Origin of the sequence: Catellatospora sp. NPDC049111 (genome assembly GCF_040648615.1) — a bacterium.
Classification (GTDB): Bacteria; Actinomycetota; Actinomycetes; order Mycobacteriales; family Micromonosporaceae; genus Catellatospora; species Catellatospora aurea.
The window spans coordinates 182,289-208,791 of record NZ_JBEZEB010000010.1 but is presented as its reverse complement, the minus strand read 5'-3'; the positions used below and the strand labels follow the sequence as shown (position 1 = coordinate 208,791).

Below are 26,503 nucleotides of genomic sequence, written 5' to 3'. Positions count from 1 at the left end.
GGGTCAGGCCTGGGCCCAGCCGGTGACCCGGCGGCCGAGGTGGGAGGTGGGCGGTGGGGTGACCGGGCGCAGCGCGTTCGCGGTGGCGCGCACCAGCCAGGAGTTGACCGAGATGCCCTCGGCCGCGGCGGCCCGCTCGGCCGCCTCCTTGAGCTGCTCGGGCAGGCGCAGGGTGAGCCGGGCCTGGTCGCCGCCCTCGGTGAGCAGCGGGTCGGGCGCGGCGAGGGGCGTCTCGTGCGCCGGGGCGGCGAGCGTGGTGACGACCAGGTCGGCCTCCCGCCCCCGGATACGCACCTCGACGGTCGGGCCGTCGAGCTTGGTGGTGATCTCGGCGCTCGCGTCGGCCAGCACCTCGATGAGGCAGAGCCGGGCTGACGCGTCGAGGGCGAGGGTCAGCAGTTCGGCGGTGCGGGCGACGTCGTCGCCGGCCGGTGCGGCCGCGGCGGCGAGATCCCGCCGGAGCGACTCGAGGTACGGGGACAGGTCCATGACATCACTATGACGTCATTAATGACATCACACAAGTGTCAACCTGATGTCATTGCGACGCCGTCCCGATGTCGTGTCAGCGAGACGGCCGACCGCTATCGCCTTACGGACAATGGCGGCCATATCCCGCCAGCGGGCCGGCGGCCGCGAAACGCTAAGCTGGCGCGTGTGACTGAGATGGTGAAGCCCTCCGTGCAGCTGATCGCCTGGACGAACTTCCAGGCCCCGGCCGACGTGCCGTGGGACACCGATGCCGAGGGCGGCCAGGCGCTGGCGGAGTTCGCCGGCCGGGCCTGCTACCAGTCCTGGTCCAAGCCGAACCCGGCGACCGCGACCAACGAGGGCTACCTGCGCCACATCCTCGAGGTGGGCCACCTGTCGGTGCTGGAGCACGGCACCGCGACGTTCTACTTCACGGGCGTCTCACGTTCTTTCACGCACGAACTGATCCGGCACCGGCACTTCTCGTACTCCCAGCTGTCCCAGCGCTACGTTCCGGAGCGCGACGCGGCCATGGTCGAGCCCGAGGTGATCGCCGCCAACCCGGAGCTGCACAAGAAGTTCGTCGAGGCCAGCGAGGCCGCGGTGCGGGCGTACAACGAGCTCCTGGAGGGCCTGGAGGCCACCTTCGCGGACGTGCCGAACGCCACTCTGCGGCGCAAGCAGGCCCGTCAGGCGGCCCGCGCGGTGCTCCCGAACGCCACCGAGACCCGGATCGTGGTCACCGGCAACTACCGCGCGTGGCGGCACTTCATCGCCATGCGGGCGACCGAGCACGCCGACGTGGAGATCCGCGAGCTGGCCATCACCACCCTCCGCGAGCTGCAGAAACTCGCACCGAGCGTGTTCGGTGACTTCTCGATCAGCGCCCTGCCGGACGGCTCGGAGATCGCCTCCAGCGTCTACACCTGGGAGTCCTGAGGGCCACGATGGCCCCCGTCGTATTCCGCTAGGTTGTGTGCATGACGAACAACGCTCAACGGCCGTTCGGCCGCCTGCTCACCGCGATGGTGACGCCCTTCGCAGCCGACGGGTCCGTCGACGTCGACGGTGCCGCGCGGCTCGCGGCGTACCTCGTCGACGAGCAGCGCAACGACGCGTTGGTCGTCAACGGCACCACCGGTGAGTCGCCCACCACGACCGACGCCGAGAAGGACGCCGTGATCCGGGCCGTCGTCGAGGCCGTCGGCGACCGGGCCCAGGTCGTGGCCGGGGTCGGCACCTTCAGCACGCACCACACCGTCGAGCTGGCCCGCGCGGCCGAGAAGGCGGGCGCGCACGGCCTGCTCGTCGTCTCGCCTTACTACAACAAGCCGCCGCAGGCGGGCCTGGTCAAGCACTTCACCACGGTCGCCGACGCCGTCGACGTGCCGGTCCTGCTGTACGACATCCCGCACCGCACCGGTGTCGCGATCTCCACCGACACCATGGTCACCCTGGCCGGGCACCCGCGCATCGTGGGCGTCAAGGACGCCAAGGGCGACCTCGCCGCCGCGTCCTGGGTCATGCACCGCGCCGAGTTCGCCTACTACAGCGGCGACGACGCGGCCACCCTCCCGCTGCTGTCGATCGGCGGCGTCGGCGTGGTCGGCACCTCGACCCATTTCACCGGGGTCGCCACGTTAGACCTGATCGAGGCGTACGAGCGCGGAGACGTCGAGCAGGCCCGGCGCCTGCACCAGGCGCTGCTCCCGCTGTACACCGGAATCTTCCGCACCCAGGGCACCATCCTGGTCAAGGCGGGCCTGAACGCCCGCGGCCTGCCCGCCGGGCCGGTCCGCCCGCCACTGGTCGACGCGACCGAGGCCGAGCTGGCGCAACTGCGCATCGACTGCGCGGACGCCGGCCTGCCGCTCTAGACGCCACCGGGGCGCGAAGCCCCAGCACGAACGGCGCGCCGCGTGCCGCAGCCCTGAAACGGCGGCACCCGCGCCGGAGAACATAAGGAGTGATGTTCATTGACCTCGCCGCAACTGGAGACCGGGCGTAGCGCCAATCTGGGCGCGCCACCGCCGCTGCCCGAGGGCGGCCTGCGGATCATCCCGCTGGGCGGGCTGGGGGCCATCGGCCGCAACATGACCGTGTTCGAGTTCGGCGGCAAGCTGCTGATCGTCGACTGCGGCGTGCTGTTCCCGGACACCGCCGACCAGCCCGGCGTGGACCTGATCCTGCCGGACTTCGCGCCGATCCTGGACCGCCTCGGCGACGTCCAGGCCATCGTGCTGACGCACGGCCACGAGGACCACATCGGCGCCGTGCCGTACCTGCTCGCCCACAAGAACGACATCCCGCTGGTCGGCTCCCAGTTCACGCTGGCGCTGATCGAGGCGAAGCTCGCCGAGCGGCGCATCACGCCGTACACGCTGACCGTCGCCGAGGGGCAGCGGGAGCGGCTCGGCCCGTTCGAGCTGGAGTTTTTCGCGGTCAACCACTCGATCCCGGACGCGCTGGCGGTCGCCATCCGCACCGAGGCCGGCCTGGTGCTGCACACCGGCGACTTCAAGATGGACCAGCTGCCGCTGGACGGTCGCATCACCGACCTGGCCGGCTTCGCCCGGCTCGGCGCGGAGGGCGTCGACCTGCTGCTGTCGGACTCCACCAACGCGGAGATCCCGGGCTTCGTCTCGCCGGAGAAGCAGATCGGCCCCGTGCTCGGTTCGATCTTCGGCAAGGCGACCGGCCGCATCATCGTGGCCTCGTTCGCCTCGCACGTGCACCGCGTGCAGCAGGTGTTCGACGCCGCCGAGGAGCACGGCCGCAAGGTCGCCCTGATCGGCCGGTCCATGGTCCGCAACATGGGCATCGCCCGCGACCTGGGCCTGCTGAAGGTCAAGGCCGGCCTGGTGGTGAACATGGAGGAGGCGGCCAGCCTGCCGCCGAACGAGATCGTGCTGATGTCGACCGGTTCGCAGGGCGAGCCGATGAGCGCGCTGGGCCGGATGGCCACCGGCGACCACCGCCACATCACGGTCGGCCCCAACGACACCGTGGTGCTGGCCAGCTCGCTGGTCCCCGGCAACGAGACCAGCGTGTACCGGGTGATCAACCAGCTGGCCCGGCTCGGCGCGAACGTCATCCACAAGGACGTGGCCAAGGTCCACGTCAGCGGCCACGCCCCCGCGGGTGAGCTGCTCTACCTGCTCAACGTCGTCAAGCCGAGCAACCTGATGCCGGTGCACGGCGAGTGGCGGCACCTGCGCGCGCACGCCCAGCTCGGCGTCGACTCCGGGGTGGACCCGTCGCGGGTCGTGCTGTGCGAGGACGGCGACGTCGTCGACCTCGTCGAGGGCCACGCCAAGCTGGTCGGTCACGTCAAGAGCCGGTACGTCTATGTGGACGGTCTGGCCATCGGCGACGTCGGCGAGAGCCTGCTGACCGAGCGCCGGGTGCTGGGCGACGGCGGCTTCATCGCGGTCACCGTCGTCGTCGACTCGGTCACCGGCAAGGTCGTCGGCGGCCCGCTGCTGTCGGCGAAGGGCTTCTCCGAGGACCCGACCGCGTTCGACCCGGCGCTGCCGCTGGTCACCGAGGCCCTCGACCGCGCGGCGCTGGACGGCGTGACCGACGCCCACCAGCTCCAGCAGATCGTGCGCCGGGTCGTCGGCCGCTGGGTCAACGAGGCTTACCGCCGCCGCCCGATGATCGTCCCCTCCGTCCTGGAGGTCTGACCCCGACTGTCCGCCGTGGACCCCTCTCCGCGTTGATCATGAAGTTATGGAAGCGACACGCCGTCGAACCGTTCCATAAGTTCATGATCAACGTGGAGGGGTTACGGTGTGGGACATGGCGGGCGGTACTTCCTCATCGAGCCGTCGTCGAGCTGCCACGCCGACGAAGGCCGCGTCCGCGCGTACCCGACAGACGGGACGGACGCCCGCCCGGCGTGCCCCGGCGCGGCGGCCCGCGGTGCGCCGCCGGACCCGCGCCACGATCAACCCGGCCGCGCTGTTCGGACGGCTGGTCGGCGGCATCTGGATGGCGATCGCGCACGGTCTCGGCTGGATGGTACGCGCCGTCGGCTCGCAGGCGGCCAAGGCCCGCGACCTCGACCCCGAGCACCGCCGTGACGGGCTCGGGCTGCTGCTGATCGCCCTGTCCATCCTGTTCGGCGTCGCCGTCTGGGGCTCGGCCCAGGGCAGTGGCGGCACGTTCGGCGCCTGGCTGGCCGACACCACCCGCTTCTTCATCGGCGCCACCGCCGCCGCGCTGCCCCTGCTGCTGTTCGTGTGCGGCGTCCGGGTGATGCGCTCCGATCCCGACCCCGCCCAGCGCGGCCGGGGCATCGTCGGCTGGACGGCGCTGACCCTCGCCTCGACCGCGCTCCTGCACATCGCTCGCGCACCGGTCGACGTGGTCCAGCTCGAACAGGCCGGAGGCCTGCTGGGCAAGTTCGTCGGAGGCGGACTCGGCAGCGTGCTGTCCAACTTCGTCGCCGTGCTCCTCTTTCTGCTGCTCCTGACCTTCGGCGTACTGGTGATCACGGCGACGCCGGTCAACAAGATCCCGGAGCGGCTGGCGAACCTGCGCGACAGCCTGCTCGGCGTGGCCACCCCCGAGCGCTCCGACGAAGACGTCGACGAGGAGCAGGAGGTGCCCGCGCCGCGGCGGCGCAAGCGGCTCACCCCGCCCGCGGCGTTCCAGCCGCCGGACCCCGACGACGACTTCGACGACGCGGCGTACGAGCGGCACCTGGCCGAGCAGGAGACCGTCGCCATCGAGCGGCCGGCCAAGCGGCGCAAGCCCGACCCGCCCCAGCACACGCCGCCGCCCACCAAGACCGAGCAGATGATGCTGCCCAGCCTCGGCGGGGACTACACCCTCCCGCCGGCGAGCCTGCTCAAGCCCGGCGAGGCCGCCAAGACCCGGTCCAAGGCCAACGACGAGGTCATCGCCGCGCTCGCGCACGTGTTCGACCAGTTCGACGTGGATGCCGCGGTCACCGGATTCACCCGCGGGCCGACGGTCACCCGCTACGAGGTCGAGCTCGGGCTCGGCGTGAAGGTGGAGCGCATCACCGCCCTGTCGCGCAACATCGCGTACGCGGTGAAGAGCCCCGACGTGCGCATCCTCAGCCCGATCCCGGGCAAGAGCGCGGTCGGCGTGGAGATCCCCAACACCGACCGGGAGGACGTGGCGCTCGGCGACGTGCTGCGCTCCCGGGTGGCCGCGGCCGAGACGCATCCGATGGTGGTCGCGCTCGGCAAGGACATCGAGGGCGGCTACGTGGTGGCAAACCTCGCCAAGATGCCGCACATCCTCATCGCTGGCGCGACCGGCGCGGGCAAGTCGTCCTGCCTCAACTCGCTGCTGGTGTCGATCCTGGTGCGGGCCACGCCGGACCAGGTGCGGCTGCTGCTGATCGACCCCAAGCGCGTCGAGATGACCAACTACGAGGGCATCCCGCACCTGGTGACCCCGATCGTGACCAACCCGAAGAAGGCCGCCGACGCCCTCGAATGGGTCGTCCGCGAGATGGACATGCGCTACGACGACCTCGCCGCCGCCGGGGTGCGCCACATCGACGACTACAACCGCAAGCTCCGGGCAGGGCAGATCAAGCCGCCGCCGGGCTCCGAACGGGTGCTCAAGCCGTACCCGTACCTGCTGGTGGTCGTCGACGAGCTGGCCGACCTGATGATGGTCGCGCCACGCGACGTCGAGGACTCGATCGTGCGCATCACCCAGCTGGCCCGCGCCGCCGGCATCCACCTGGTGCTGGCCACCCAGCGCCCGTCGGTGGACGTGGTGACCGGCCTGATCAAGGCGAACGTGCCGTCCCGGCTCGCGTTCGCGACCAGCTCACTGGCCGACTCCCGGGTCATCCTCGACCAGCCCGGCGCGGAGAAGCTGATCGGCCGCGGCGACGCGCTGTTCCTGCCCATGGGCGCGAGCAAGCCGCAGCGGATCCAGGGCTCCTGGGTCAGCGAGAACGAGATGAACGACATCGTCGCGTTCTGCAAGCGCCAGCGCGAGCCGGAGTTCCGGCCCGAGGTGCTCGCCCCGGTGCAGGACACCAAGAAGAAGATCGACGAGGAGATTGGTGACGACCTGACGCTGCTGATCCAGGCGATCGAGCTGGTCGTGGTGTCCCAGCTCGGCTCGACCAGCATGCTGCAGCGCAAGCTGCGCGTCGGCTTCGCCAAGGCGGGCCGCCTGATGGACCTGATGGAGACCCGCGGCATCGTCGGCCCGTCCGAGGGCTCCAAGGCCCGCGAGGTGCTGATCAAGCCGGACGAGCTGGCCGAAGTCCTGGCCGCCCTCGGCGTCGGCGACGACTGACCCGTCCGCCCGGTGCTGCCCCGGCTGACGGACTGGCCCAAGGTCATCCGAGTTGCCGGGCACATGTGCGTATCTTGAGACCGCTTTCGACCATGTGCCGGGCAAGTCGAACGACCTTGGTGTGCTCCGCGACCCCATCGCGGCCCTTGTGAGCCGCTCGGCGCGCGACGGCGGGTGTCAGGAGGGGGTGGGGTCTGGGGCGCGGCGGGTGCGTAGGACGGAGACCAGGGCGAATGCGCTCACCGCGGACCAGACGCCCTCCAGGAGGAGAAATCCCCAGTCCTGGCTGGTCCAGGCGAGCCACGCGAGCGCGCCGGCGCCGAGGATGTTCGCGGTCAGGTAGCCGACGGAGCGGGGCGTGGTCCAGCCGAGCTGCGCTGCCACGTATCCGGCCAGCACGGTCAGCGCGCCCAGGATCTGCAGGACGTCATGATTCATGATCGTGTCTTCTGCGCGCCGTCTTGTCGTTCCGGGTACGGCAGGCACTCGTCCGGGGCAGGCGCCGGAGGGCGCGGCCGCCAGCAAGGGTAGCCCTGAGGAGTTAAGAAGGGCACCTTTTACCACCGATAGCGATAAGAAGGTGCCCTTCCTTACATGGAAGGCGGTAGGCGGTTTGTCGCGGGGGGCCGGTAGCCTGGTCGGGTGCCAGTCAACTCTTCCCATGATCTTTCCGTGCCCGAGAACGGGCGGCGGGTCGCGCTGCTGACCCTGGGCTGCGCCCGCAACGAGGTCGACTCCGAAGAGCTGGCCGCCCGCCTGGCGGCCGACGGCTGGCAGGTCAGCACCAACGGCGAGGGCGCAGACGTGGTCCTCGTCAACACCTGCGGATTCGTCGAGAAGGCCAAGCAGGACTCGATCGACACGCTGCTGGCCGCCGCCGACACCGGCGCGAAGGTCGTCGCCGCGGGCTGCATGGCCGAGCGGTACGGCAACGAGCTGGCCAAGAGCCTGCCCGAGGCCGACGCGGTGCTCGGCTTCGACGACTACCCGTCGATCTCCGCAGCGCTCGGCTCGGTGCTGCGCGGGGAGCACCACGACGCGCACACCCCGCGTGACCGCCGCGAGCTGCTGCCGATCGCCCCGGCCAAGCGCCGCGAGACCGGCGTGATCGTGCCCGGCCACGCCGCGTTCACCAACGACGAGCACACCCCGGCGCACCTGCGGCCCGTGCTGCGGCACCGGCTCGACAGCAGCCCGGTCGCCTCGCTGAAGCTGGCCAGCGGCTGCGACCGCCGCTGCTCGTTCTGTGCCATCCCGGCGTTCCGCGGCTCGTTCGTCAGCCGCACCCCCGACGAGCTGCTCGCCGAGGCCGAGTGGCTGGCCGGCACGGGCGTGCGTGAGCTGGTGCTGGTCAGCGAGAACTCGACGTCGTACGGCAAGGACCTGGGCGACCCGCGGGCGCTGGAGAAGCTCCTGCCGCAGCTCGCCGCGATCAAGGGTCTGGTCCGGGTGCGGGTGAGCTACCTGCAGCCCGCCGAGACCCGGCCCGGCCTGGTCGAGGCGATCGCCACCACGCCGGGCGTCGCACCATACTTTGACCTGTCGTTCCAGCACTCGTCCGAGCCGGTGCTGCGCCGGATGCGCCGTTTCGGCTCCACCGAGCGATTCCTGGAGCTGCTGGACAGCGCCCGCAAGCTCGCTCCGGAGGCGGGCGCGCGCAGCAACTTCATCGTCGGCTTCCCGGGCGAGACCCGCGCCGACTACGAGGAGCTGGTGCGCTTCGTCAGCGAGGCGCGCCTCGACGCGATCGGCGTGTTCGACTACAGCGACGAGGACGGCACCGAGGCCGCGACGATGGACGGCAAGGTCGGCGCGAAGACGATCCGCGGCCGGTACGACCGGATGCTGAGCCTGGTCGAGGAGCTGTGCGGGCAGCGGGCCGAGGAGCGGCTGGGCAGCCTGGTGGACGTGCTCGTGGACACCACCGACGGGAAGACCGTCGAGGGCCGCGCCGCGCACCAGGCGCCCGAGGTCGACGGCTCGACCACGCTGGTCGCGGGGGAGGGCGGCGTCGACCTCGGCGCGCTGCACCCCGGTGACCTGGTGCGGGCCCGGGTGACCGGGACCGAGGGCGTGGACCTGGTGGCCGTACCCGTGGAAATGATCGACGCGGCTCCCGCCGGTCGGCCTGCGCTGGCCGTGGTGGCTGGTTAGCGTGTCTGCCGTGCAGGAACGTTCACGCCGGGTGCCACCGCTGCTCAACGCCGCCAACGTCCTCACGGTCGTGCGCATCGTGCTGGTGCCGGTCTTCGTGGCACTGGTGATCGTTTCTGGGATGACCGACAACCGCTGGCGGATCGCGGCCGCGATCACGTTCGGCGTCGCGTCGTTCACCGACTACGTCGACGGCTGGATCGCCCGGCGCTTCGAGCTGGTCACCTCGTTCGGCAAGGTCGCCGACCCGATCGCGGACAAGGCCCTGACCGGCTCCGCGCTGGTCCTGCTGAGCTGGTACGACCTGCTCCCGTGGTGGGTCACCCTGGTGATCCTGGTCCGGGAGTGGGGCATCACGCTGCTGCGCTTCTGGGTCATCCGGTACGGGGTTATCGCGGCCAGCCGCGGCGGCAAACTCAAGACCGTGCTACAGATCGCGGCGATCGCCTGGTACCTGTGGCCGTTCCCGGCCCCGTGGTCGGCGGTCGGCCCGTGGCTGATGGGCGCGGCGCTGCTGGTGACCGTGGTCACAGGCATCGACTACGTGGTGGCGGCGATCCGCCTGCGGCGCGGCGCGCTCCGCCCGGCCCCGTGATCGACGCCTACCTGAGCCGACTCGGGGTGCCCCGCCGGACGCCCTCGGCGGCGTACCTGCGGGAGTTGCACCGGGCTCAGGTGACCCGGGTGCCGTACACGAACCAGGAGATCATGCTGGGCCGGCCGGGCGCGGTCACCGCCGACGAGGCGTTGCGCCGCGTCATGGGCGGCGTCGGCGGCTACTGCTTCCACCTGAACGCGGCCTTCAGCGAGTTGCTGCGCGCGCTGGGCTTCACCGTCACCCTGCACCGCGGTTACGTGGTGGCCGCCCTCGACGAGGTGGACCCCGCCCTGAACCATCTCGCCCTGCTGGTGCACGACCTGCCGGACGCGGCCAACCCGGGCGGGCGGTGGCTGGCCGACGCCGGGCTCGGGGACGCGCTGTTCGACCCGCTGCCGCTGGTCGACGGGGAACACGTGCAGGGCCCTTTCGCGTACGCCCTGGCGGCCTCGCCACGGCCGGAGGCCGGCTGGCGGCTGCGCCACGACCCCGTCGGCTCCTTCGCGGCCTGCGACATCGTCGCCGCGCCGACGGTGCTCGGCGACTTCGCGGCCGCGCACGAGCACCTGTCGACCTCGGCCGAGTCGCCGTTCACCCGGTTCCTCACGGCCCAGCGCCGGACCGCCGCCGGAGTCGACATCCTGCGTGGCTGCCTGCTGCTCACCATCGACGCGGCCGGGCGGCGCGAGGAGCACCTGTCGACGCGAGAGCGATGGCGAGAGGCGCTCGCCGACCTCTTCGGCCTGACCGGCGACGACCTCGACGAGCTGTGGCCCGGTGCGGTGGCCGCGCACGAGGAGTGGGTCGCCCGGCGGGCCGCTCAGGAAGCGTCCGCGGCGCCGGCATCCGCCGGTCACGTGCCCGCGGCGCGGGCAGCGGCGCACCCGGCACCGGAACCCGTTTCATGATCGACATTCCTGGACTGGTCGGCGTGCTGGCCGCGCGGGGGCAGACCGTCGCGGCGGCGGAGTCGCTGACCGGCGGGCTGCTCACCGCGACCCTGGTCACCGTGCCCGGGGTGAGCAAGGTGCTGCGCGGCGGGCTGGTGGTGTACGCCACCGACCTCAAGCACAGCCTGGCCGGGGTGGACGCGGCGCTGCTGGCGCAGCGGGGTCCGGTGGACCCGGACGTGGCGCTGGCGCTGGCCCGGGGAGCCCGCGAGCGCTGCGGGGCGGACTGGGGCCTGGCCACCACCGGGGTCGCCGGACCGGGACCGCAGGACGGGGTGCCCGCCGGGACGGTGTACGTCGCGCTGGCCGGTCCGGACGGTCAGGCCCAGGTCAGCGAGCTGCACGTGGAGGGTGAGCGGCAGCACGTCCGGGACACCGCGGTGGCGGCGGCGCTGGGCCTGCTCCGTGCGGCTGTCATCGATCCGTAAGGCGTGATCTCTTCGTGACCTGAGCGGGGTTTGGCCGGACTGTCGTAGTGTGTATGAAAGTGGCGTCGGCCGCCGATAGTCAACCTGCCCCGGCGGGGCGGGGTGTCGAACTGGCATGAAGAGAGTACGGTTCTTCTCAGCCGTCGGTGACAACCGGCGGCTGAGCGCATATCAGCCGAGCGTCGTGACGGGGAACAGTACAGGGGGTGCGAACATGGTGCTTCTGCGTCGAGTGATCGGTGATGCCCTCCGTGCCCGCCGGCAGGGGCAGCACCGCACCCTGCGTGAGGTATCCACCGCTGCCAACGTGAGTCTCGGATACCTGTCCGAGATCGAGCGGGGGCAGAAGGAGGCGTCCAGCGAGCTGCTGACCTCGATCTGCGACGCGCTGGGTGCGCGGCTGTCCGAGGTCCTTCGCGAGGTCAGCGACACCATGGCCGTCGCCGAGCAGGTCGAGGGCGTGCTCACGCCGCTGCCGCGCGGTGACCAGCCGGTGCCCGAGCTGGCCCACCGGCCGCGTACCGAGGTGGCCACCGACGGCCAGGTCTCGGTCACGGTCCGGCGGGACAATCCGTTGCGGACCACGCTGCGGACGTCCCGCAACATGCGGCCGGGCAACACCGGCAACGCGCGCGGCCGCGAGGTCGTCGGCGTCTGACGCGGACCCCCGGCTCGGCTCGCCGCCGGCCGGTTCAGCTTGCCGTTGCCGAGGGCCGGCACGCTCGGCGGCTGCCGGATGCTCGTGCCGAGATGTCGGCCCATGCCGGTTCAGTGTGTTCAGCGCCGTGCGCCGAGGCCGAGCGTGCTCTGTCGGGGGAAGATTCCCGAGCGAGCCAGCGCGACCGCTGACGGCCCGACCAGCTGGGCGAGTCTGCCCGCGCCCGCCGTGCCGAGGGCCCGCCACGGGCCGGCGGCGAGTTCGTCGGTGAGCCGCTCGATCTCGGCGCGACCGGCCGCGCCCACCTCGGTGGCCTGCCCGTCCGTGTCGATCCAGCCCCGGGCGGCCAGGCGGGCCTGGGCGGCCTGCCACTCCTGTAGGGTCCAGCCGCGGCCGGCGAAGACCTCGGCGGGTGCCGCGCCGATCGCCGCGAACGAGACCAGGGCCTCGCACGGGTCCAGCCCGGCGGCGAGCAGCGCCGCGAGGTGACCGTCGCCGCGATGCTCGCGCAGCACCGTGGCGGCCTGCCACAGCACCAGATGCGGCTCGTCGGGCCAGGCCAGGTCGGCGTTCGCGGCGGCCAGTGGGCGTCCCGCGGTGACGGCGGCCTCGGCGGCGCGGCGGGCCAGCGCGGCGGCTTCGGCCAGTTCCGGCGTGCCGATGACCTCGGGCAGCAGCCCGCGCAGCGTACGGTCCACCGCCCTCAGTCGTGAGGCCAGCACGGTTTCCGGGGTAGCGGTGTCCCAGATCGCCGGGACGTGGTCGCGGATCATGGCTGGGCTGAAGCTGTAGTAGGTCGCGGCCACCAACTCGGGTCCGGCCGCGCCGAGCGGTGCCGAGCGCCATGCGAAGTAGCTCGGCCAGCGGGTGCCGGTGTCGTAGCCCAGCGCCGCGGCCTCCTCGTTCGCCTGGGGCGAGTAGTAGATCGCCGCGTGCACCGGCTCCAGCACCTGCCACATCTGGCGCACCAACCCCAGTCCGACGGTCTCCGACATCGCCCATACCTCCGCATCTAGTGGCACTCATCATGCATCTTGACGTCGCCAAGATTGCCACGCACGCGAGAACTTGTCAATGACAAGATTTCGCACCTCGGGGGTCGTCGCTGAGGGCAGCGTGCCGAGTGGTGCCTGGCGGCTTGTAGGCCTGTGTCGGGCGCTGCCCTGGGCGGCAAGTGCGCCGGTCCGCGACTTGCGGTGCGGTCGACTGCCGTGCGCGGGCATGTCGTTGCGGGCCGCTACATCTTTTTTGATGTGGCCACATCAAAAAAGATGTAGCCCGTCGACGCGCCATGTGGTCTGGCCGCTGCGGTCGATCATGAAGTTATGGCAGGGACACGCCGTCGAGCCGTGCCATAAGTTCATGATCGACGCAAGGAGCGGTCAGGAGATGCGGAGGAGGTCGCCGGGGGTAACGGCGAGCATGACCACGGCGCGGCCGCCGTTGACGGCGATGGCGACGCGGTCGGCGGAGTCGGCGAAGACGACCAGGCCGCCGGACGGGGCGTCGGCGAACGTGGTGCCGCGGATCGCCCGGCAGCCGCCGACGGTGAGCCGGTCGGGGAGCTGTTCCAGGGCCGAACCGGGGGCGGCGAGCTGCACGTTGCCGAAGCGGTCCACGGTCAGCACCTCGGCCTCCAGCCAGCCGTCGCCCCAGGCCACCACCGGCTCGGGCAGCACGACCAGGTCGTCCGGCGCGACCGGCGGGCCGGCGTCGGCGGGGTCCGCGCCGCGCGCCAGCCGGGCCGCCACCGGGGAGAACACGTCGCGGCCGTGGAAGGTCCGCGACACGTTGGGGGCGAACCAGTCCTCGCTGGCGAGCTCGTACGCCGCGGACGGGCCACCGAGCGCCTGCGCGGCCCAGATCAGCAGCCCGTTGTCGGGGCCCACGAGCAGGCCGCGGGGAGTCTGCACGACCACCGCGCGGCGCGGGGTGCCGACACCGGGGTCGACGACCGCGAGGTGCACGGCGTCGGGCAGGTACGGCACGGTCTGGGCCAGCACCGCCGCGCCGCGGGTCACGTCGCCGGGCGCGATCAGGTGCGTCACGTCGATGACGCGGGCGGCCGGGGCTGTGCGCGCGATCGTGCCATGGCAGGCCGCGACGAAACCGTCCGACAGACCGTAGTCGGTCGTGAACGAGATGTAGTCGAATCCGGGCATGCCTAAGAAGGTAGACCGATCCGGCCCGTTGTCCACTATGGCCGCCGCGGCGAGCCGATCTCCTCCGGCGCCTCGGCGTCGACGGCCGACTGCTCGGCGTCGCGTTGCGCGGGCACGGCCGGTGGGCTCGCGGCCGCGGCACTCGCCGCGCCCCGGCGCTGGATCTTCCGGAACAGCAGCAGTACGGGGATCGTGCAGATCAGCGGTCCGATGATGGCCAGCGGTCGGGTCAGCCACCAGCCCAGGTCCACGTCGGCGGGCTTGTCCATGTCGTAGCGCAGCCACAGCCAGGTCAGGAACAGGAACAGCGCCATGCCGGTGGTGTGCACCAGGTACAGCGGCAGCGAGAACTCGTTGATCAGTTCATTGAGGCGTTTCCAGCGTGGGCGTTCCAGCAGGATCTGCATCCGGGGTCGCAGCAGCTCGGCGAATCCGATCTGGAACAGCAGCAGCGCCACGATGACGAAGGTGGGCGGGGCCATGTTCGAGAAGCGCTCGCCCGGCACACCGACCATGGAGCCCGGATACAGCCCCGACCCGACGAGTCCCACCAGGCCGAACAGCCCTGCCCAGAGCAGGGCCCAGTCGTTGCGGCGGGGTGAGTCGACCACGTTCTGGTAGAAGAAGCCGGCCTGGTGGGCCAGGCCCCACACCAGCACCATGTTGAGCCAGCCGATGTCCTCCAGGCCCTTGCCGAAGCGGGCCACGTCGACCACCATCGCCGCACCGGCCAGCCAGACCAGGGCCAGCACGCCGACCTTCTTGTGCAGCCACAGGCCGAGCGGCAGCAGGGCGATGAGCATCAGGTACACGCCGAGGAACCACAGCGGGCTGACCACCAGCTTCACCGCCCGGCCGACGCCGGTGAGGTTGAAGTAGCTGCCGATCAGGCCGCCCACCGCGATCCACAGCAGCAGCACGATGCCGGCCGGGATGAGCAGCTGGCGGATGCGCCGCCAGACGAACGCGCCCATGCTGACCCCGCGTGCCCGCGCCCGCTCCCAGCTGCGGATGTGCACGAAGCCGCCGATGAAGAAGAACAGCGGCATGACCTGGAACAGCCAGGTCGCCAGCCACAGGCCGCGGGTGAAGCCGAGCGGGCTGGTGGCATGCGGGCCGTCGGCGCGCCAGTCGAGGATCGTGAACGCCCAGTGCCAGACCACGACCACGATCAGGCTCAACGCCCGGAGGAAGTCCACATAGGTGTCACGGCGCGCAGGGGCGGCGGCAGTGCTCATGAACCGCAGCATGCCACCGGCGTGGCGCGACCCGCCAGCGCGAATCCGACACCGGTTTCCCCGGTATTTCCCTGATGGCCGGGTCCGGGACCGCCCTCAGCCACGTAACCGCAGTCCACGGGGAGTGATCCGGAACCCGGCCGCCTCCAGCGCCGCGCCCAGCGGGCTGCCGGTGACGGACTCGCCGTCGGCCCGTTCCACGGTCAGTGGACCGAGCGCCCCGCTGGTCACCGCCTCGGTGAGCGACGCCGCCGCGGCGGCCATGACCGCCTCGTCGTCGCTGAAGGACAGCAGGGTGCGCCCGCCGCGCTCGACGTACAGGGCGAGCGCGCCGGAGACCAGGACGACCAGTGCGCCCGCCTTGCGGCCGGGGCGGTGGCCCTCGGCGGTGTGCGGCCAGGGCAGGGCGGCGCCGTACGGGTTGGCGGGGTCGGTGGCGGCCAGCACGAGGGCACGGGGTGCCCCGTCGCGGGTGTCGGCGTACGAGCGCAGCCGGTCCACCGCTCCGGGCAGCGCGAACTGGGCCGCGCCCAGCCCTTCGACGAAGTAGCCGCGCCGGGCCGCGCCCCGGTCCTCCAGGGCGGCCAGCACCGGGTACACGGCGGCGAAACCGCCGGGCTGGTTCTCGGCGGCGACCGCGCCCCGGATCACCACGCCGTAGCGTTCCAGCAGCGCGTCGGCCAGTGCCGCGGCCCGCGCGGTCGGGTCGGTGTCCCGCTCGCCGAGCGCGTGCCAGCGGCCCGCCGCGGCGGGCAGATGCGCCGGTCCCCGGGCGGCGGCCAGTGAGCGGCCCCCGGTCAGGCTGGGCCGCCGGTAGCGGGCCCGGCCGGGGGTGGGCTTGGCCCGGTGCGCGCCGCCGCCGGACAGCCGCGCCCGCACCGGGGCGAGCGTGTCGTTGCCGACCAGCCCGGCCCAGACCAGGTCCCACAGCGCGGACAGCAACTCGTCGTGCTCGGCCTCGATCTGGTCGGCGAGCTGCCGGAAGAACAGCGCACCCCCGCCCAGCGCGGCCAGCAGCGCCTCGTGCACCCCCGTCTGGGCGAGTTCGGTGGGCGGGGGCAGCAGCAGCGGCGCGGAGTCGGCGAAGGCCAGCACGATCCAGCCGTCGTTGCCGCCGATCGGCCCCGCACCGGCCCAGACGACCTCACCGGTGGCGCACAGCTCGTCCAGATAGGAGGTCCGGTAGTCGGCGACCCGCGCGGGCAGCACGAGGCGTTCCAGAGCCGATGCGGGCACGGGCACGCCCTGGATCTGGTCGATGGCGGCGGCGACCGCGTCGATGCCCTCGCTGCGCCGCCCGATGTGCTGCCAGGCCGGAAGGAACCGGCCGAGCACCTCCGGCGGGACCGGTTCGATCTCCTTGCGCAGCGCGGCCAGACTGCGTCGCCGCAGGGTACGCAGCACCTCCGCGTCGCACCACTCGATGAAGCCGCCGTCCGACGACGCGGTGAACTCGCCCTGCACCAGCCGTCCCGAGGCGGACAGCCGCCGCAGCGTGTGCTCGACCACCGCGACGCCCAGCCCGAACCGGATCGCGCAGTCGTCGGCCCGGAACGGGCCGTGGGTGCGCGCATACCGGCCGATCAGGTCGAGCAGGGGATCGGCGACCGCGGCGGTGTACGCGGCGGGCAGGCCCGGCGGCAGCGCCACGCCGAGGGCGTCGCGGTAGCGGCCGGCGTCCTCGGCGATGATGAAGCGCTCCTGCCCGGCGACCCGGACCGCCAGGACACGGCCGGTGCGGGCCAGCTCGTCGAGCCAGCCGGGCTGCACGCCGCGTTCGGCCAGCTCGTCCGGGGACAGGTCGCCCAGTTGGCGCAGCATCTCGACGGTGTCCTCGGCGTCGCGTACCCGCCGGTCGGTCCAGCGCAGCCGCAGCGCGGTCGCCTCGATGACCGCCGGGTCGAGCAGCTCGCGCAGCTCCACCCGGCCCAGCAGCTCGCCGAGCAGCGTCGGGTCCAGGGAGAGCGCGGCCGCCCGGCGCTCGGCCAGCGGGGTGTCCTCGCCGTACAGGAACGCGCCCACGTAGCCGAACAGCAGCGAGCGGGCGAACGGCGACGGCTGCGGCGTGGCCACCTCGACCATGCGGATCTTGCGCGAGGCGATGTCGCGCATCATCGCCGACAGCGACGGCAGGTCGAACACGTCGCGCAGGCACTCCCGGGCCGCCTCCAGGGTCACCGGGAAATCCGGGTACTCCCGGGCCACGTCGAGCAGCTGCGCGGCGCGCTGGCGCTGCTGCCACAGCGGCTGCCGCCGGCCCGGGTCGCGGCGCGGCAGCAGCAGCGAGCGGGCCGCGCACTCGCGGAACCGGGACGCGAACAGCGCCGACCCGCCGACCGTCTCGGCGACCAGCGGCTCGATCTCGTCGGCGTCGAAGGCGAACAGGTCCGCGCCCGGCGGCTCCTCGGCGGTCTCCGGCAACCGGATCACGATGCCGTCGTCGGCGGCGTGCACCTGCGCGTCGACGCCGTATCGCTCGCGCAGCCGCTGCCCGATGGCCAGCGCCCACGGCGCGTTGACCGGTGCGCCGAGCACGTTGTGCAGCACGATGCGCCAGTCGCCCAGCTCGTCGCGGAAGCGCTCGACCAGCACGGTCCGGTCGTCCGGCAGGTGCCGGGTCGCCGCCCGCTGCTCCTCCAGGTATGCCGTGAGGTTGCCGACCGCGGACGGGTCCAGGTTGTCCAACCCGGACGGGTTGCGCAGGAACGCCCCCAGCGCCTTGCCGAGCGCGACAGGCCGTCCGGCCTGGTCGCCCTTCCAGAACGGCAGCCGGGCGGGCTGGCCCGGGGCGGGGGAGACCAGCACCCGGTCGGGCGTGATGTCCTCGATGCGCCAGGAGCTGGTGCCGAGTGCGAACACGTCGCCGACGCGGGACTCGTAAACCATCTCCTCGTCCAGCTCGCCGACCCGCGACGCCTTCTCCGACCCGGCCAGGAACACGCCGAACAGGCCGCGGTCGGGGATGGTGCCGCCGGAGGTGACCGCCAGTCGCTGGTTGCCGGGGCGGCCGGAGAGCCGGTCGGCGGCGCGGTCCCAGACGATGCGCGGGCGCAGCTCGGCGAAGGCCGTCGACGGGTAGCGCCCGGCCAGCATGTCCAGCACCGCGTGCAGGGCCGACTCGGGCAGCGCCGCGAACGGCGCGGCCCGGCGCACCAGGGCCGCCAGCTCGGCGACGGTCCACTCGTCCAGCGCCGTCATCGCCACGATGTGCTGGGCGAGCACGTCCAGCGGGCTGTGCGGGAAGGTCAGCGGCTCCAGCTTGCCGCCGGTCATCCGGCCCGCGACCACGGCGCAGGACAGCAGGTCGCCGCGGTGCGTCGGGAACACCACGCCGCGCGAGACCGCGCCGACCTGGTGCCCGGCGCGACCGACCCGCTGCAGCCCGGCGGCCACGCTGGGCGGCGCGCCGACCTGCACGACCAGGTCGACCGCGCCCATGTCGATGCCGAGTTCGAGGCTGGAGGTGGCGACCACGGCGGGCAGCCGCCCGGACTTCAGCTCCTCCTCGATCTGCTTGCGCTCCTCCTTGGACACCGAGCCGTGGTGCGCGCGGGCGATCTGCGGCGCGGCCCCGTACGACGCGCCGGACTGGGCCATGATCTGCGCGGGCGGCGGCACCGCCGTGACCAGCCGCTCGGCCGCCAGTTCGTTGAGCCGGGCGCAGAGGCGTTCCGCGCCGCGGCGGGAGTTGGTGAAGACGATGGTGCTGCGGTGCTCGCCGATCAGCTCGTACACCCGCTCCTCGACCGCGGGCCAGATCGAGGCCCGGCGCGGGCCCTCGTCGTCGGCGTGGCCCTCGTCGAGGGCGGTCATGTCCTCGACCGGGACCTCGACGCTGACCTCGATGGTCTTGGCGGACTTCGGCTGCACCACGTGCACCGGCGCGGCCCCGCCGAGGAACTGCGCCGCCGCCTCGACCGGCTCGACCGTCGCCGACAGGCCGATGCGCTGCGCCGGCTTGGGCAGCAAGGCGTCCAGCCGCTCCAGGGACAGGGCCAGGTGCGCGCCGCGTTTGGTGCCGGTGACCGCGTGCACCTCGTCGACGATCACCGTCTCCACGCCGCGCAGGGACTCTCGCGCCTGCGAGGTGAGCAGCAGGAACAGCGACTCGGGGGTGGTGATCAGGATGTCCGGCGGCCGCCGGTTGAAGGTGCGGCGTTCTTCCGTGGGTGTGTCGCCCGTACGCATGCCGACCGTGATGTCCGGTTCGGGGAGCCCGAGCCGGGCCGCGGCGTGGCGAATGCCGGTGAGCGGGGTGCGCAGGTTGCGCTCGACGTCCACGGCCAGGGCCTTGAGCGGGCTGACGTAGAGCACGCGGCAGCGCCGGGTGGGGTCCTCGGGCAGGGTTTCGTGAGCAAGGCGGTCCAGCGCCCACAGGAACGCCGCCAGGGTCTTGCCCGAGCCGGTCGGGGCCACGACCAGGGCGTGGTCACCGGCGCTGACGGCTTTCCAGGCGCCCGCCTGGGCCGGAGTGGGGGCGGCGAAGGCTGCGTCGAACCAGGCCTGCGTGGCAGGGCCGAACAGGGCGGCGGGCGTGTTCATCACCGACCATCCTGCCCTCCGCCACCGACAATCGCCTGGCACACGTTCGCGGTCTCGTCCGGGTGATGCCGCAGGTGAGGCGTTAACCACACGCCACGCGCGGGTAGGCCCAGTCAGTGAGACGGTTTCGTTGGGAGTCTTGCCCGGATGCGCCCGAATCACGTACCGTCTTGCTCACGATGAGTAGTCCATCGAACACGGTGTGCGGAGGGTGAGCATGACCGAACGACAGACCACACCGGCAGTCGACAGGAAGAACAGCCGCCACGAATCGGACGTCCTGCTGCGCCAGCTCGACGGGCACCTCGCCCGGCTGCAGGCGGGCCAGTCCCAGTCCCAGCACTCCGGCCACGAGCTGGCCCTGGCCGAGCGCATCGCGGCGCACCTGCGCCAGCTGATCCGCGACACGGTGCGCGCCAGCGCCGTCGACCGCGCCCGCGTGCGCGCGGCCGTGCACTACTTCGTCGTGCGCAACCGCGACGCCCGGCACCCGCACACGCACGCGCGCCCCGCGCACGTGGACGTCTGGGTGGTCAACGACATCATCCGCGACCTCGGCCGCCACGACCTGCTGATCCCGGAGCCGGCCATCGCCTGAGCCCCGCCCGCCCCGCCGACGCGCGACCGGCCTCTGAGCCGACCGCCGTTTTTTGTGGGTGTCGGCACCGCGTCTCTCACAGACGTTGGCCTATCTCATCGACTTCGATCGCCGAATTTTCGATGAGATAGGCCAACGTCTTTTTGGTGTACGGGCCGCGGCGGCCGCGTGCCGTCGGAGTGCGGGGTCGGGGTGCGCGGTCGGGGTGCGCGGGGTGGGTCAGCTCAGGGACGAGGTGGCTAGCTTGACGCCGAAGCCGACGAACAGGGCGCCGATGGCGCTGGTGCCGGCCGCCGCCAGCCTGCGCCGGGTGCGGAACGCGGCGGCCAGCCGGTTGCCGCTGAAGATGAGCGCGCTGAGGTAGAGCGCGCTGCAGATCTGCACGATGATCGCCAGCAGCAGGAACGACACGGCGGGGTACGCGTACCCCGGGTCGACGAACTGGATGAAGAACGAGACGAAGAACAGGATCGCCTTCGGGTTCATCAGGCTGATCGTGAACGCCCGCCGGAACGCGTTCTCGGTTTTGGGCTCGACCTCCGGGGCGGGTGCGGCCGCCTGGCCCGCCGCCCGGTCCCGCCAGCTGCGGATCGCGCCGTAGAGCATCTTCACGCCGACGAAGCCGAGGTACGCGGCACCGGCGTACTTGACGACCATGAACAGCGCGGGCACGGCGCGCAGCAGCGAGGCCATGCCCGCGGCGGAGACCAGCATGAGCACACCGTCGCCGCAGAAGACGCCCATCGCGCCCCGATAGCCCTGGCGTACGCCGCGCCGGGCCGCGACGGCGAGCACGTACAGCGAGTTCGGGCCGGGCAGCAGCACGATGGCGATCGTGCCGAGCACGAAGGTGTACAGGTCCGTAATGCCGAGCATGCCTTACATCCTCTCGTGCCCGACCCGACCGCGACCTCGGCCGATAGGCCGACCGGGGACGTGCCCTACATCACCGTCCGAGCCCGAACGTTGCAGCTCGCCACGGGTGCCACGTTAAGAAGGTGCCCTTCCTCTACGCGGAGCGATGTGAAGGTGCCCTTCCTTCGAGGTGGAGACGGGCGGTGGGCCAGTCGGCGGCGAGCATGGAGAAGGTGACGGTGTCGCGCCACTGGCCGTCGTGGTGCATGCGGTGGTGGCGGAGGACGCCTTCGCGGACCGCGCCGAGGCGGGCGATGGCGGCCTGGGAGCGCAGGTTGTTGTGGTGGGTGTGCCATTCGACGCGCTCGGCTCCGAGGACGTCGAAGGCGCGTTCGAGCAGGAGCAGCTTGGACTCGGTGTTGACGCCGGTGCGCCAGGCCTGGCGGCCCAGGAAGGTGTGGCCGATGCCGAGCTGGCGCTGCACCGTGTCGATGGCGTAGTACGAGGTGGTGCCGAGGATCTCGCCGGTGGCGGTGGCGCGCTGCACCCACGGGACCCGGTCGCCGCGGGCCTGCATGGCCAGTGCGTCGGAGACGACGGCGGCCATCTCCTCGCGGTGGCGCGGAGCGGGCTTGTACAGCCAGCGCCAGACCTCCTCGTCGTTGCCGGCGGCGGCGTACAGGCCGTCGACGTGCGACATGTCCAGCGGCTCCAGGGTGACCACGGAGCCGCGCAGGACCGCCGGCTCGTGCCAGGGGCTGCGGTCGGTGCGCAGGTAGGCGGGGGCGGGCACGGTGACGCCGGGCGCGGGTTCGGCCGGGCCGGCGGTGACCCGCAGCGGCAGCACGCCCGCCCAGTGCGGCAGGGACAGGTCTTCCTCGTCGTCGCCGGCGGTGCCGGTGCGGGCGCGCACCGAGACCTCGTCGAGCGGGAGCGCGAGCAGCGCCGTCTGGGCGAGTTCCTTGGCCGACGGGGGGCGGGTGCGGGCCGCGTGGCCCTCGCCGATCTTCTCGGCCAGCGCCGTGAAGACGCGCAGCTTCTCCTGCTCGTCGGTGACCAGGGTGGCGGTGCCGTGCGCGATGACCGAGCGGTAGTTGGCGCTGTGGTGGAACTGGGAGCGGGCCAGGACCAGGCCGTCCAGGTGGGTGACGCAGGCGGCCACGCGCAGGCCGGAGCGTGCCTGCAGACCCATCCGGCCGCCGCTGGAGCCGTGCAGGTAGAGCGTGTCGTCGACGCGTACGTGCAGGGTGGGCAGGGCCCGGGGCTCGCCGTCGAGGACGAAGGAGAGGGTGCAGTGCCAGGCTTCGTCGAGGATCGCGTGCGCGGCGCTGCGCTCGTAGGACATGCGCTCGCGCATCCGCAGTGCGGTGGTGCGCGAGGTCTGCGGGTAGGCCGTCACGCCCGCCTCCTTGACTCGAATAATGTACTAGTACATTATTGGCTTTGTGACAGTACGATATCCGATCACCGGGGGCACGGCAACGGCGATCGCCTCCTGCGTCGAGGAGGGCATACGCCGCGGTGCGCTCGCCCCCGGGGACGCGCTGCCCAGCGTGCGCGCGCTGGCCGAGGAGCTGGCGATCAGCCCGGCCACGGTCGCCGCCGCCTACCAGCGGCTGCGTGACCGGGGCATCGTGGTGACCGCAGGCCGCCACGGCACCCGGGTGCGCCCGGTGACCCCGATCGCGACCGGCCGGGCGGCGCGCGCCGTGCCCGAGGGCGTACGCGACCTGTCCGACGGCGAGCCGAACCCGGCCCTGCTGCCCGAACTCGCCCCGGTGCTGCGGCGCGTGGCGGACTCGTTCGCCGCCGGTGCGGCCGCGTTGCGCTACGCCGACGGCGGGCCGCTGCCCGAACTGCTCGAACAGGCCCGCACGCGGTTGACGGGGTTGCCGGATGGTGCGGCGTACACCCTGGTCAATGGGGCTTTGGACGGGATCGACCGGCTGCTTGGCGCACGGCTGCGGCCCGGCGACAGGGTGGCCGTGGAGGATCCCGGCTGGGCCGCGCTGCTGCACCTGATCGCGGCACACGGCCTGGTGCCGGTGTCCATGCCGGTCGACGACGACGGGCCGCTGCCGGACGGGGTCCGCGCGGCCGTCGCGGCCGGTGCGCGCGCCGCGGTGATCACGACGCGGGCGCAGAACCCGACCGGCGGCGCGGTGAGTGCCGAGCGGGCCGCGTTGCTGCGGCCGCTGCTGCGCGACGTGTTCGTGATCGAGGACGACCACGCCGGAGAGCTCGCGGCGGTGCCGTCGCACCCGGTCGCCGGTGGGGCCTACTGGGCCTACGTGCGCAGCGCCAGCAAACCGTACGGCCCCGACCTGCGCTGCGCGGTGCTCGCCGGGGACCCGGAGACGGTGTCGCGGGTGGAGGGGCGGCTGCGGCTCGGGCCGGGCTGGGTGTCCGGGCTGCTCCAGCGGACCCTGCTGGAGTTGTGGCGCGACCCGGCGGCGCGGCGGGCGGTGGCGGCGGCCGGGTGGGTATACGACGAGCGCCGGGACGCCCTGGTCGCGGCGCTGCGCGGGCGGGGCGTGGCGGCGAGCGGGCGGACCGGGATCAACGTGTGGGTGCCCGTGCCCGACGAGACGGGGGCGGTCACCGCGCTGCGTGATGCCGGGTTCGCGGTGGCGCCGGGGCACGTGTTCCGCACCGCCACCGGGCCCGGGATCCGGATCACGATCGCGACGCTGCGTGCCGAGGAGGTGGAGCCGCTGGCCGCGGCCGTGGCCGCCGCCGTGCTCCCGGCTCCGGGCGCCGTGCTGCGCTGACCCGTCTTGTCATCGACGTTGGCCTATGACATCGACTCCGATCGACGAAAACTCGATGTGATAGGCCAACGTCGGTTAAGAAACGGGCGGTCAGCCGAAGAGGTCCTCGAAGAAGGACTCCTGGTGCTTGTGCTTCTTGTGGTGGCCGTGGCCGTGGTCGTCGTAGCGGTGCTGGTCGTGACGGGGGTACGAGTCGTGGTGGCCGTGCTGCTGCGGGGGCGGCGGCGGGGCGGCCTGCTGCCGGCTGCCGTGCCAGGCGTTCTCGGCCGCGGTCAGCCGCTCCAGCTCACCGCGGTCGAGGAAGATGCCGCGGCAGTCGGTGCACTGGTCGACGGTGACGCCGTTGCGCTCGTACTGCCGCATCTGTCCGTGGCATTTCGGGCATGTCATCTGCATGCGCCCGAGCCTAGCGAGTCGCGTCCAGAGTCGATCATGGGTAATCCGCGGGCCGGGAGCCGGGCCGGGCCGTACGGTGGCGGCATGACGACGTTGCACGGCGAGCGGGTCACGCTGCGGCCGGCCGGGCCGGAGGACGTGGACGGCCTCGCCGCGATCCGGGCCACGCCGGAGGTCCGCGTCCGGTGGCAGGGCGAGGATCTCGCTGCGGAGATCAAGGACGACCTGGCCGATCCCGATCTCGAACTGCTGGCGATCGAGCACGAGGGCCGGGTCGTCGGCGCCATCCAGTGGCACGAGGAGACCGACGCCATGTACCGGCATGCGGGCATGGATCTCTACCTCGACCCCGGCGTGCACGGCCGTGGTCTGGGCACCGACGCGGTGCGCACGCTGTCCCGGCACCTGATCAACGAGTTGGGGCACCACCGGCTCGTGATCGACCCGGCCGCGGACAACACCGCGGCCATCGCCTGCTACGCCAAGGTCGGCTTCCAGCCGGTGGGCGTGATGCGCCGGTACGAGCTCGGCCCCGACGGCTCCTGGCACGACGGACTGCTGATGGACCTGCTTCCCGAGGACCTGCGCTAGGGGCGGCCCGCCAGGGGCGGGGCGGCGTGATCGGGCGCGGTCGGGCAAGGTAGAGCAAGCGCCCACACCCCTTACGCCCCCGGGAGCCCCTCATGACGTCCGCCGTCGCCGTGCACAGCGCGGTCCAGGCCAGGACCATTCGCCTGCTCATGGTCGTCGAGGTCGTCAGCGGTCTGGGCGTGGCCATGGGCATCTCGGTCGGTGCGCTGCTCACCCGGGCGATGGCGGGCACCGCCCTGTCCGGGGTGGCGCAGAGCGCGGCGGTCGTCGGCGGCGGTGTGCTGGCCGTGCCGGCCGCGGCCCTGATGAGCCGGTACGGCAGGCGGCCCGGCCTGGCCCTGTGCTACCTCACCGGCGCGGTCGGCGGGGTGGCGGTGCTGGCCTCGGCGGCGCTCGACTCGATCCCGCTGCTGTTCGTCGGCTTCTTCCTGTTCGGCGCGGGCAGCACGGCGAAGCTGCAGTCCCGCTACGCGGCCACCGACCTGGCCGAACCGCAGCGCCGAGGCCGCCAGCTGTCGCTGGTGGTGTGGTCCACCACGCTCGGCGCGGTGATCGGCCCGAACCTGGCCGCCCCACTGGGCGGGTCGCTGTCCCGGTTCGGCATCCCCGAGCTGGCGGGCCCGTTCGCCTTCGCATCGGTCTCGTTCCTGCTCAGCGCCCTGCTGCTCACCCTGTTCCTGCGGCCCGACCCGTTGCTGCTGGCCCAGGTCGCGGCCGGAGTGCGTGCCCCGGCGGACCGGACCGCGGCACTGTCCGGCACCACCGCGGTCCCCGGCGGTGCGGCGGCCGCGGAGCGCCTGCCGGCCGGGGGAGGCCAGGCGGCGGACGGCGGGGCAGGTGCGGCGGCGGGCGGTGGGCCGGTCGAGCGGCACACGCTGGGCTCGGCGGCGAGGGCGGTGCTGGCATCGCCGGCCGCCCGGCTGGGCGTGACCGCGATGGCGCTGGGCCACCTGGTCATGGTGGCGGTGATGGCGATGACGCCGGTGCACATCGGGGAGACCCACAGCGCCCCGGACACGCTGCGCATCGTCGGCTTCGTGTTGAGCGTGCACGTGGCGGGGATGTACGGGCTGTCGCCGGTGGTGGGCTGGCTCACCGACCGGGTAGGGCGGGTGCCGGTGATCCTGGGCGGGGTCGCGCTGCTGATCGCGGCGTGTGCGGTCGCCGCCACCGCGGGCCACGACACGGCGCTGCTCACCGTCGCGCTGCTGACGCTGGGGCTGGGCTGGTCGGGCACCATGGTCGCCGGGTCGACCCTGTTCACCGAGTCGCTGCCGATCGCGGTCAAGGCCCGCGCGCAGGGCCTGTCGGACCTGGTCACCGGCCTGTCCGGGGCGACCGCCGGGGTGCTGTCCGGCGTCGTCGTCGAGCTGTCCGGGTATGCGGTGCTCGCCCTGCTCGCCGCGCTGGCCACGATCCCGCTGATCGCGCTGGCGCTGCGGCCCTCCACGCTCGCCGCCGTGAAGGTGGCAGACTAGCCCGATGCGACGGACCGACTTCTACGAACGGCTGACCGAGGTCTTCGGCCCGACCTATGCCGCCAGCGTCGCCGCCGACCAGGTGCTGCCGCAGCTGGGCGGGCGGACGATCGACACCGCCCTGGCCGACGGTGAGGAAGTGCACGTGATCTGGCGTGCCGTGTGCGACCAGTACGCCGAACGGGTGCCCGGCCGCCTTCGCTGACCCGTTTGCGTGTGCGAGCACACCTACGGCGTGGCAGGATGGCGCTCGTACACGTGTTCGGCTATCGTCCACAACCAGTGCTTGTGCATGCCGTGGTTGTCCACAGGCCCG

Annotated in this window: 23 protein-coding genes and 1 riboswitch; of the genes, 14 read left to right on the top strand and 9 right to left on the bottom strand. The window is 72.4% G+C overall.

The features are described 5' to 3' along the window. Nucleotides 1-3: 3 nt before the first annotated feature. A complete protein-coding gene (locus AB0B66_RS17505; protein WP_360530137.1) occupies nt 4-489 on the bottom strand; it encodes a toxin-antitoxin system HicB family antitoxin in 486 nt (161 codons plus the stop codon). A gap of 177 nt (nt 490-666) precedes the next feature. Between AB0B66_RS17505 and thyX the strand changes: the two genes are divergently transcribed. The 4 genes from thyX (at nt 667) to AB0B66_RS17485 (ending at nt 6,768) form a co-directional block, all read left to right on the top strand. Then, nucleotides 667-1,410 (top strand): FAD-dependent thymidylate synthase, encoded by a 744-nt coding sequence (gene thyX, locus AB0B66_RS17500; protein WP_360530220.1) that lies wholly within the window; start codon nt 667-669, stop codon nt 1,408-1,410. Between the two features lie 41 nt (nt 1,411-1,451). Next, nucleotides 1,452-2,348 carry a 4-hydroxy-tetrahydrodipicolinate synthase gene (gene dapA / locus AB0B66_RS17495; protein ID WP_360530134.1) on the top strand — a complete coding sequence of 299 codons (897 nt, stop codon included), beginning with the start codon at nt 1,452-1,454 and terminating at the stop codon, nt 2,346-2,348. A 138-nt stretch (nt 2,349-2,486) separates the two neighbouring features. Continuing rightward, entirely contained in the window at nt 2,487-4,157 is a 1,671-nt protein-coding gene (locus tag AB0B66_RS17490) for a ribonuclease J (protein ID WP_275412067.1), read from the top strand. Between the two features lie 115 nt (nt 4,158-4,272). Next, complete coding sequence (locus AB0B66_RS17485) at nt 4,273-6,768, top strand: DNA translocase FtsK 4TM domain-containing protein (RefSeq protein WP_360530131.1); 2,496 nt, start codon at nt 4,273-4,275, stop codon at nt 6,766-6,768. Between the two features lie 177 nt (nt 6,769-6,945). Here AB0B66_RS17485 and AB0B66_RS17480 read toward each other — a convergent pair whose 3' ends face one another. Beyond that, complete coding sequence (locus AB0B66_RS17480) at nt 6,946-7,206, bottom strand: hypothetical protein (protein WP_360530128.1); 261 nt, start codon at nt 7,204-7,206, stop codon at nt 6,946-6,948. Between the two features lie 12 nt (nt 7,207-7,218). Then, nucleotides 7,219-7,286, bottom strand: a riboswitch (guanidine-III (ykkC-III) riboswitch). A gap of 154 nt (nt 7,287-7,440) precedes the next feature. Between AB0B66_RS17480 and rimO the strand changes: the two genes are divergently transcribed. The 5 genes from rimO (at nt 7,441) to AB0B66_RS17455 (ending at nt 11,556) form a co-directional block, all read left to right on the top strand. Further along, nucleotides 7,441-8,922, top strand: a complete 1,482-nt coding sequence (gene rimO / locus AB0B66_RS17475) for a 30S ribosomal protein S12 methylthiotransferase RimO (RefSeq protein ID WP_360530125.1) — start codon at nt 7,441-7,443, stop codon at nt 8,920-8,922. A gap of 10 nt (nt 8,923-8,932) precedes the next feature. Further along, nucleotides 8,933-9,517: a CDP-diacylglycerol--glycerol-3-phosphate 3-phosphatidyltransferase gene (gene pgsA, locus AB0B66_RS17470; protein WP_360530122.1), complete on the top strand. Its 585-nt coding sequence runs from the start codon at nt 8,933-8,935 to the stop codon at nt 9,515-9,517. After that, nucleotides 9,514-10,428, top strand: a complete 915-nt coding sequence (locus AB0B66_RS17465; RefSeq protein WP_360530119.1) for an arylamine N-acetyltransferase — start codon at nt 9,514-9,516, stop codon at nt 10,426-10,428. Before pgsA ends, AB0B66_RS17465 begins: the two co-directional genes overlap by 4 nt. Then, complete coding sequence (locus AB0B66_RS17460) at nt 10,425-10,898, top strand: CinA family protein (RefSeq protein ID WP_360530116.1); 474 nt, start codon at nt 10,425-10,427, stop codon at nt 10,896-10,898. The genes AB0B66_RS17465 and AB0B66_RS17460 overlap by 4 nt, the downstream gene beginning before the upstream one ends. 214 nt (nt 10,899-11,112) lie before the next feature. Further along, a complete protein-coding gene (locus tag AB0B66_RS17455; protein ID WP_360530113.1) occupies nt 11,113-11,556 on the top strand; it encodes a helix-turn-helix transcriptional regulator in 444 nt (147 codons plus the stop codon). A gap of 119 nt (nt 11,557-11,675) precedes the next feature. On the opposite strand, the gene AB0B66_RS17450 is transcribed toward AB0B66_RS17455, so the two are convergent. From AB0B66_RS17450 to AB0B66_RS17435, 4 genes are all read right to left on the bottom strand, one after another. Then, on the bottom strand, nt 11,676-12,551 hold the full coding sequence (locus AB0B66_RS17450; protein ID WP_360530110.1) for a hypothetical protein: 876 nt from the start codon (nt 12,549-12,551) through the stop codon (nt 11,676-11,678). 387 nt (nt 12,552-12,938) lie between these two features. Then, a complete protein-coding gene (locus AB0B66_RS17445; RefSeq protein ID WP_360530107.1) occupies nt 12,939-13,718 on the bottom strand; it encodes an SAM-dependent chlorinase/fluorinase in 780 nt (259 codons plus the stop codon). A 35-nt stretch (nt 13,719-13,753) separates the two neighbouring features. Beyond that, a complete protein-coding gene (locus AB0B66_RS17440) occupies nt 13,754-14,956 on the bottom strand; it encodes an acyltransferase (RefSeq protein WP_360530105.1) in 1,203 nt (400 codons plus the stop codon). 96 nt (nt 14,957-15,052) lie between these two features. After that, nucleotides 15,053-19,498: an ATP-dependent helicase gene (locus AB0B66_RS17435; protein ID WP_360530102.1), complete on the bottom strand. Its 4,446-nt coding sequence runs from the start codon at nt 19,496-19,498 to the stop codon at nt 15,053-15,055. A gap of 217 nt (nt 19,499-19,715) precedes the next feature. On the opposite strand from AB0B66_RS17435, the gene AB0B66_RS17430 reads away from it, so the two are divergent. Continuing rightward, complete coding sequence (locus tag AB0B66_RS17430) at nt 19,716-20,096, top strand: hypothetical protein (RefSeq protein WP_360530099.1); 381 nt, start codon at nt 19,716-19,718, stop codon at nt 20,094-20,096. A 219-nt stretch (nt 20,097-20,315) separates the two neighbouring features. Here AB0B66_RS17430 and leuE read toward each other — a convergent pair whose 3' ends face one another. Next, entirely contained in the window at nt 20,316-20,972 is a 657-nt protein-coding gene (leuE, locus tag AB0B66_RS17425; protein ID WP_360530096.1) for a leucine efflux protein LeuE, read from the bottom strand. A gap of 133 nt (nt 20,973-21,105) precedes the next feature. Continuing rightward, a complete protein-coding gene (locus tag AB0B66_RS17420) occupies nt 21,106-22,308 on the bottom strand; it encodes a bifunctional pyridoxamine 5'-phosphate oxidase family protein/GNAT family N-acetyltransferase (RefSeq protein WP_360530216.1) in 1,203 nt (400 codons plus the stop codon). A gap of 88 nt (nt 22,309-22,396) precedes the next feature. Here AB0B66_RS17420 and AB0B66_RS17415 point away from each other — a divergent pair, with 88 nt between their 5' ends. Beyond that, nucleotides 22,397-23,722, top strand: coding sequence for an aminotransferase class I/II-fold pyridoxal phosphate-dependent enzyme (locus tag AB0B66_RS17415; RefSeq protein ID WP_360530093.1), 1,326 nt, complete (start codon nt 22,397-22,399; stop codon nt 23,720-23,722). A gap of 90 nt (nt 23,723-23,812) precedes the next feature. Here AB0B66_RS17415 and AB0B66_RS17410 read toward each other — a convergent pair whose 3' ends face one another. After that, nucleotides 23,813-24,118, bottom strand: a complete 306-nt coding sequence (locus AB0B66_RS17410) for a zf-TFIIB domain-containing protein (protein ID WP_360530090.1) — start codon at nt 24,116-24,118, stop codon at nt 23,813-23,815. 84 nt (nt 24,119-24,202) lie between these two features. Between AB0B66_RS17410 and AB0B66_RS17405 the strand changes: the two genes are divergently transcribed. The 3 genes from AB0B66_RS17405 (at nt 24,203) to AB0B66_RS17395 (ending at nt 26,392) form a co-directional block, all read left to right on the top strand. Further along, on the top strand, nt 24,203-24,709 hold the full coding sequence (locus AB0B66_RS17405; RefSeq protein WP_360530087.1) for a GNAT family protein: 507 nt from the start codon (nt 24,203-24,205) through the stop codon (nt 24,707-24,709). A gap of 92 nt (nt 24,710-24,801) precedes the next feature. Then, nucleotides 24,802-26,187, top strand: a complete 1,386-nt coding sequence (locus tag AB0B66_RS17400; RefSeq protein ID WP_360530084.1) for an MFS transporter — start codon at nt 24,802-24,804, stop codon at nt 26,185-26,187. Nucleotides 26,188-26,191: 4 nt separating this feature from the next. Beyond that, the gene (locus AB0B66_RS17395) at nt 26,192-26,392 is read left to right on the top strand and encodes a DUF3046 domain-containing protein (protein ID WP_203693909.1); all 201 of its coding nucleotides are present in this window, start codon (nt 26,192-26,194) and stop codon (nt 26,390-26,392) included. Nucleotides 26,393-26,503: the final 111 nt, after the last annotated feature.

Coding starts and splice junctions, on each gene's coding strand:
- AB0B66_RS17505 (WP_360530137.1), bottom strand. CDS start 489: ATGGACCTGTCCCCGTACCTCGAGTCGCTCCGGCGGGATCTCGCCGCC.
- thyX (WP_360530220.1), top strand. CDS start 667: ATGGTGAAGCCCTCCGTGCAGCTGATCGCCTGGACGAACTTCCAGGCC.
- dapA (WP_360530134.1), top strand. CDS start 1,452: ATGACGAACAACGCTCAACGGCCGTTCGGCCGCCTGCTCACCGCGATG.
- AB0B66_RS17485 (WP_360530131.1), top strand. CDS start 4,273: ATGGCGGGCGGTACTTCCTCATCGAGCCGTCGTCGAGCTGCCACGCCG.
- AB0B66_RS17480 (WP_360530128.1), bottom strand. CDS start 7,206: ATGAATCATGACGTCCTGCAGATCCTGGGCGCGCTGACCGTGCTGGCC.
- AB0B66_RS17460 (WP_360530116.1), top strand. CDS start 10,425: ATGATCGACATTCCTGGACTGGTCGGCGTGCTGGCCGCGCGGGGGCAG.
- AB0B66_RS17455 (WP_360530113.1), top strand. CDS start 11,113: ATGGTGCTTCTGCGTCGAGTGATCGGTGATGCCCTCCGTGCCCGCCGG.
- AB0B66_RS17450 (WP_360530110.1), bottom strand. CDS start 12,551: ATGTCGGAGACCGTCGGACTGGGGTTGGTGCGCCAGATGTGGCAGGTG.
- AB0B66_RS17445 (WP_360530107.1), bottom strand. CDS start 13,718: ATGCCCGGATTCGACTACATCTCGTTCACGACCGACTACGGTCTGTCG.
- AB0B66_RS17440 (WP_360530105.1), bottom strand. CDS start 14,956: ATGAGCACTGCCGCCGCCCCTGCGCGCCGTGACACCTATGTGGACTTC.
- AB0B66_RS17435 (WP_360530102.1), bottom strand. CDS start 19,498: ATGAACACGCCCGCCGCCCTGTTCGGCCCTGCCACGCAGGCCTGGTTC.
- AB0B66_RS17430 (WP_360530099.1), top strand. CDS start 19,716: ATGACCGAACGACAGACCACACCGGCAGTCGACAGGAAGAACAGCCGC.
- leuE (WP_360530096.1), bottom strand. CDS start 20,972: ATGCTCGGCATTACGGACCTGTACACCTTCGTGCTCGGCACGATCGCC.
- AB0B66_RS17420 (WP_360530216.1), bottom strand. CDS start 22,308: ATGCGCGAGCGCATGTCCTACGAGCGCAGCGCCGCGCACGCGATCCTC.
- AB0B66_RS17410 (WP_360530090.1), bottom strand. CDS start 24,118: ATGCAGATGACATGCCCGAAATGCCACGGACAGATGCGGCAGTACGAG.
- AB0B66_RS17405 (WP_360530087.1), top strand. CDS start 24,203: ATGACGACGTTGCACGGCGAGCGGGTCACGCTGCGGCCGGCCGGGCCG.
- AB0B66_RS17400 (WP_360530084.1), top strand. CDS start 24,802: ATGACGTCCGCCGTCGCCGTGCACAGCGCGGTCCAGGCCAGGACCATT.
- AB0B66_RS17395 (WP_203693909.1), top strand. CDS start 26,192: ATGCGACGGACCGACTTCTACGAACGGCTGACCGAGGTCTTCGGCCCG.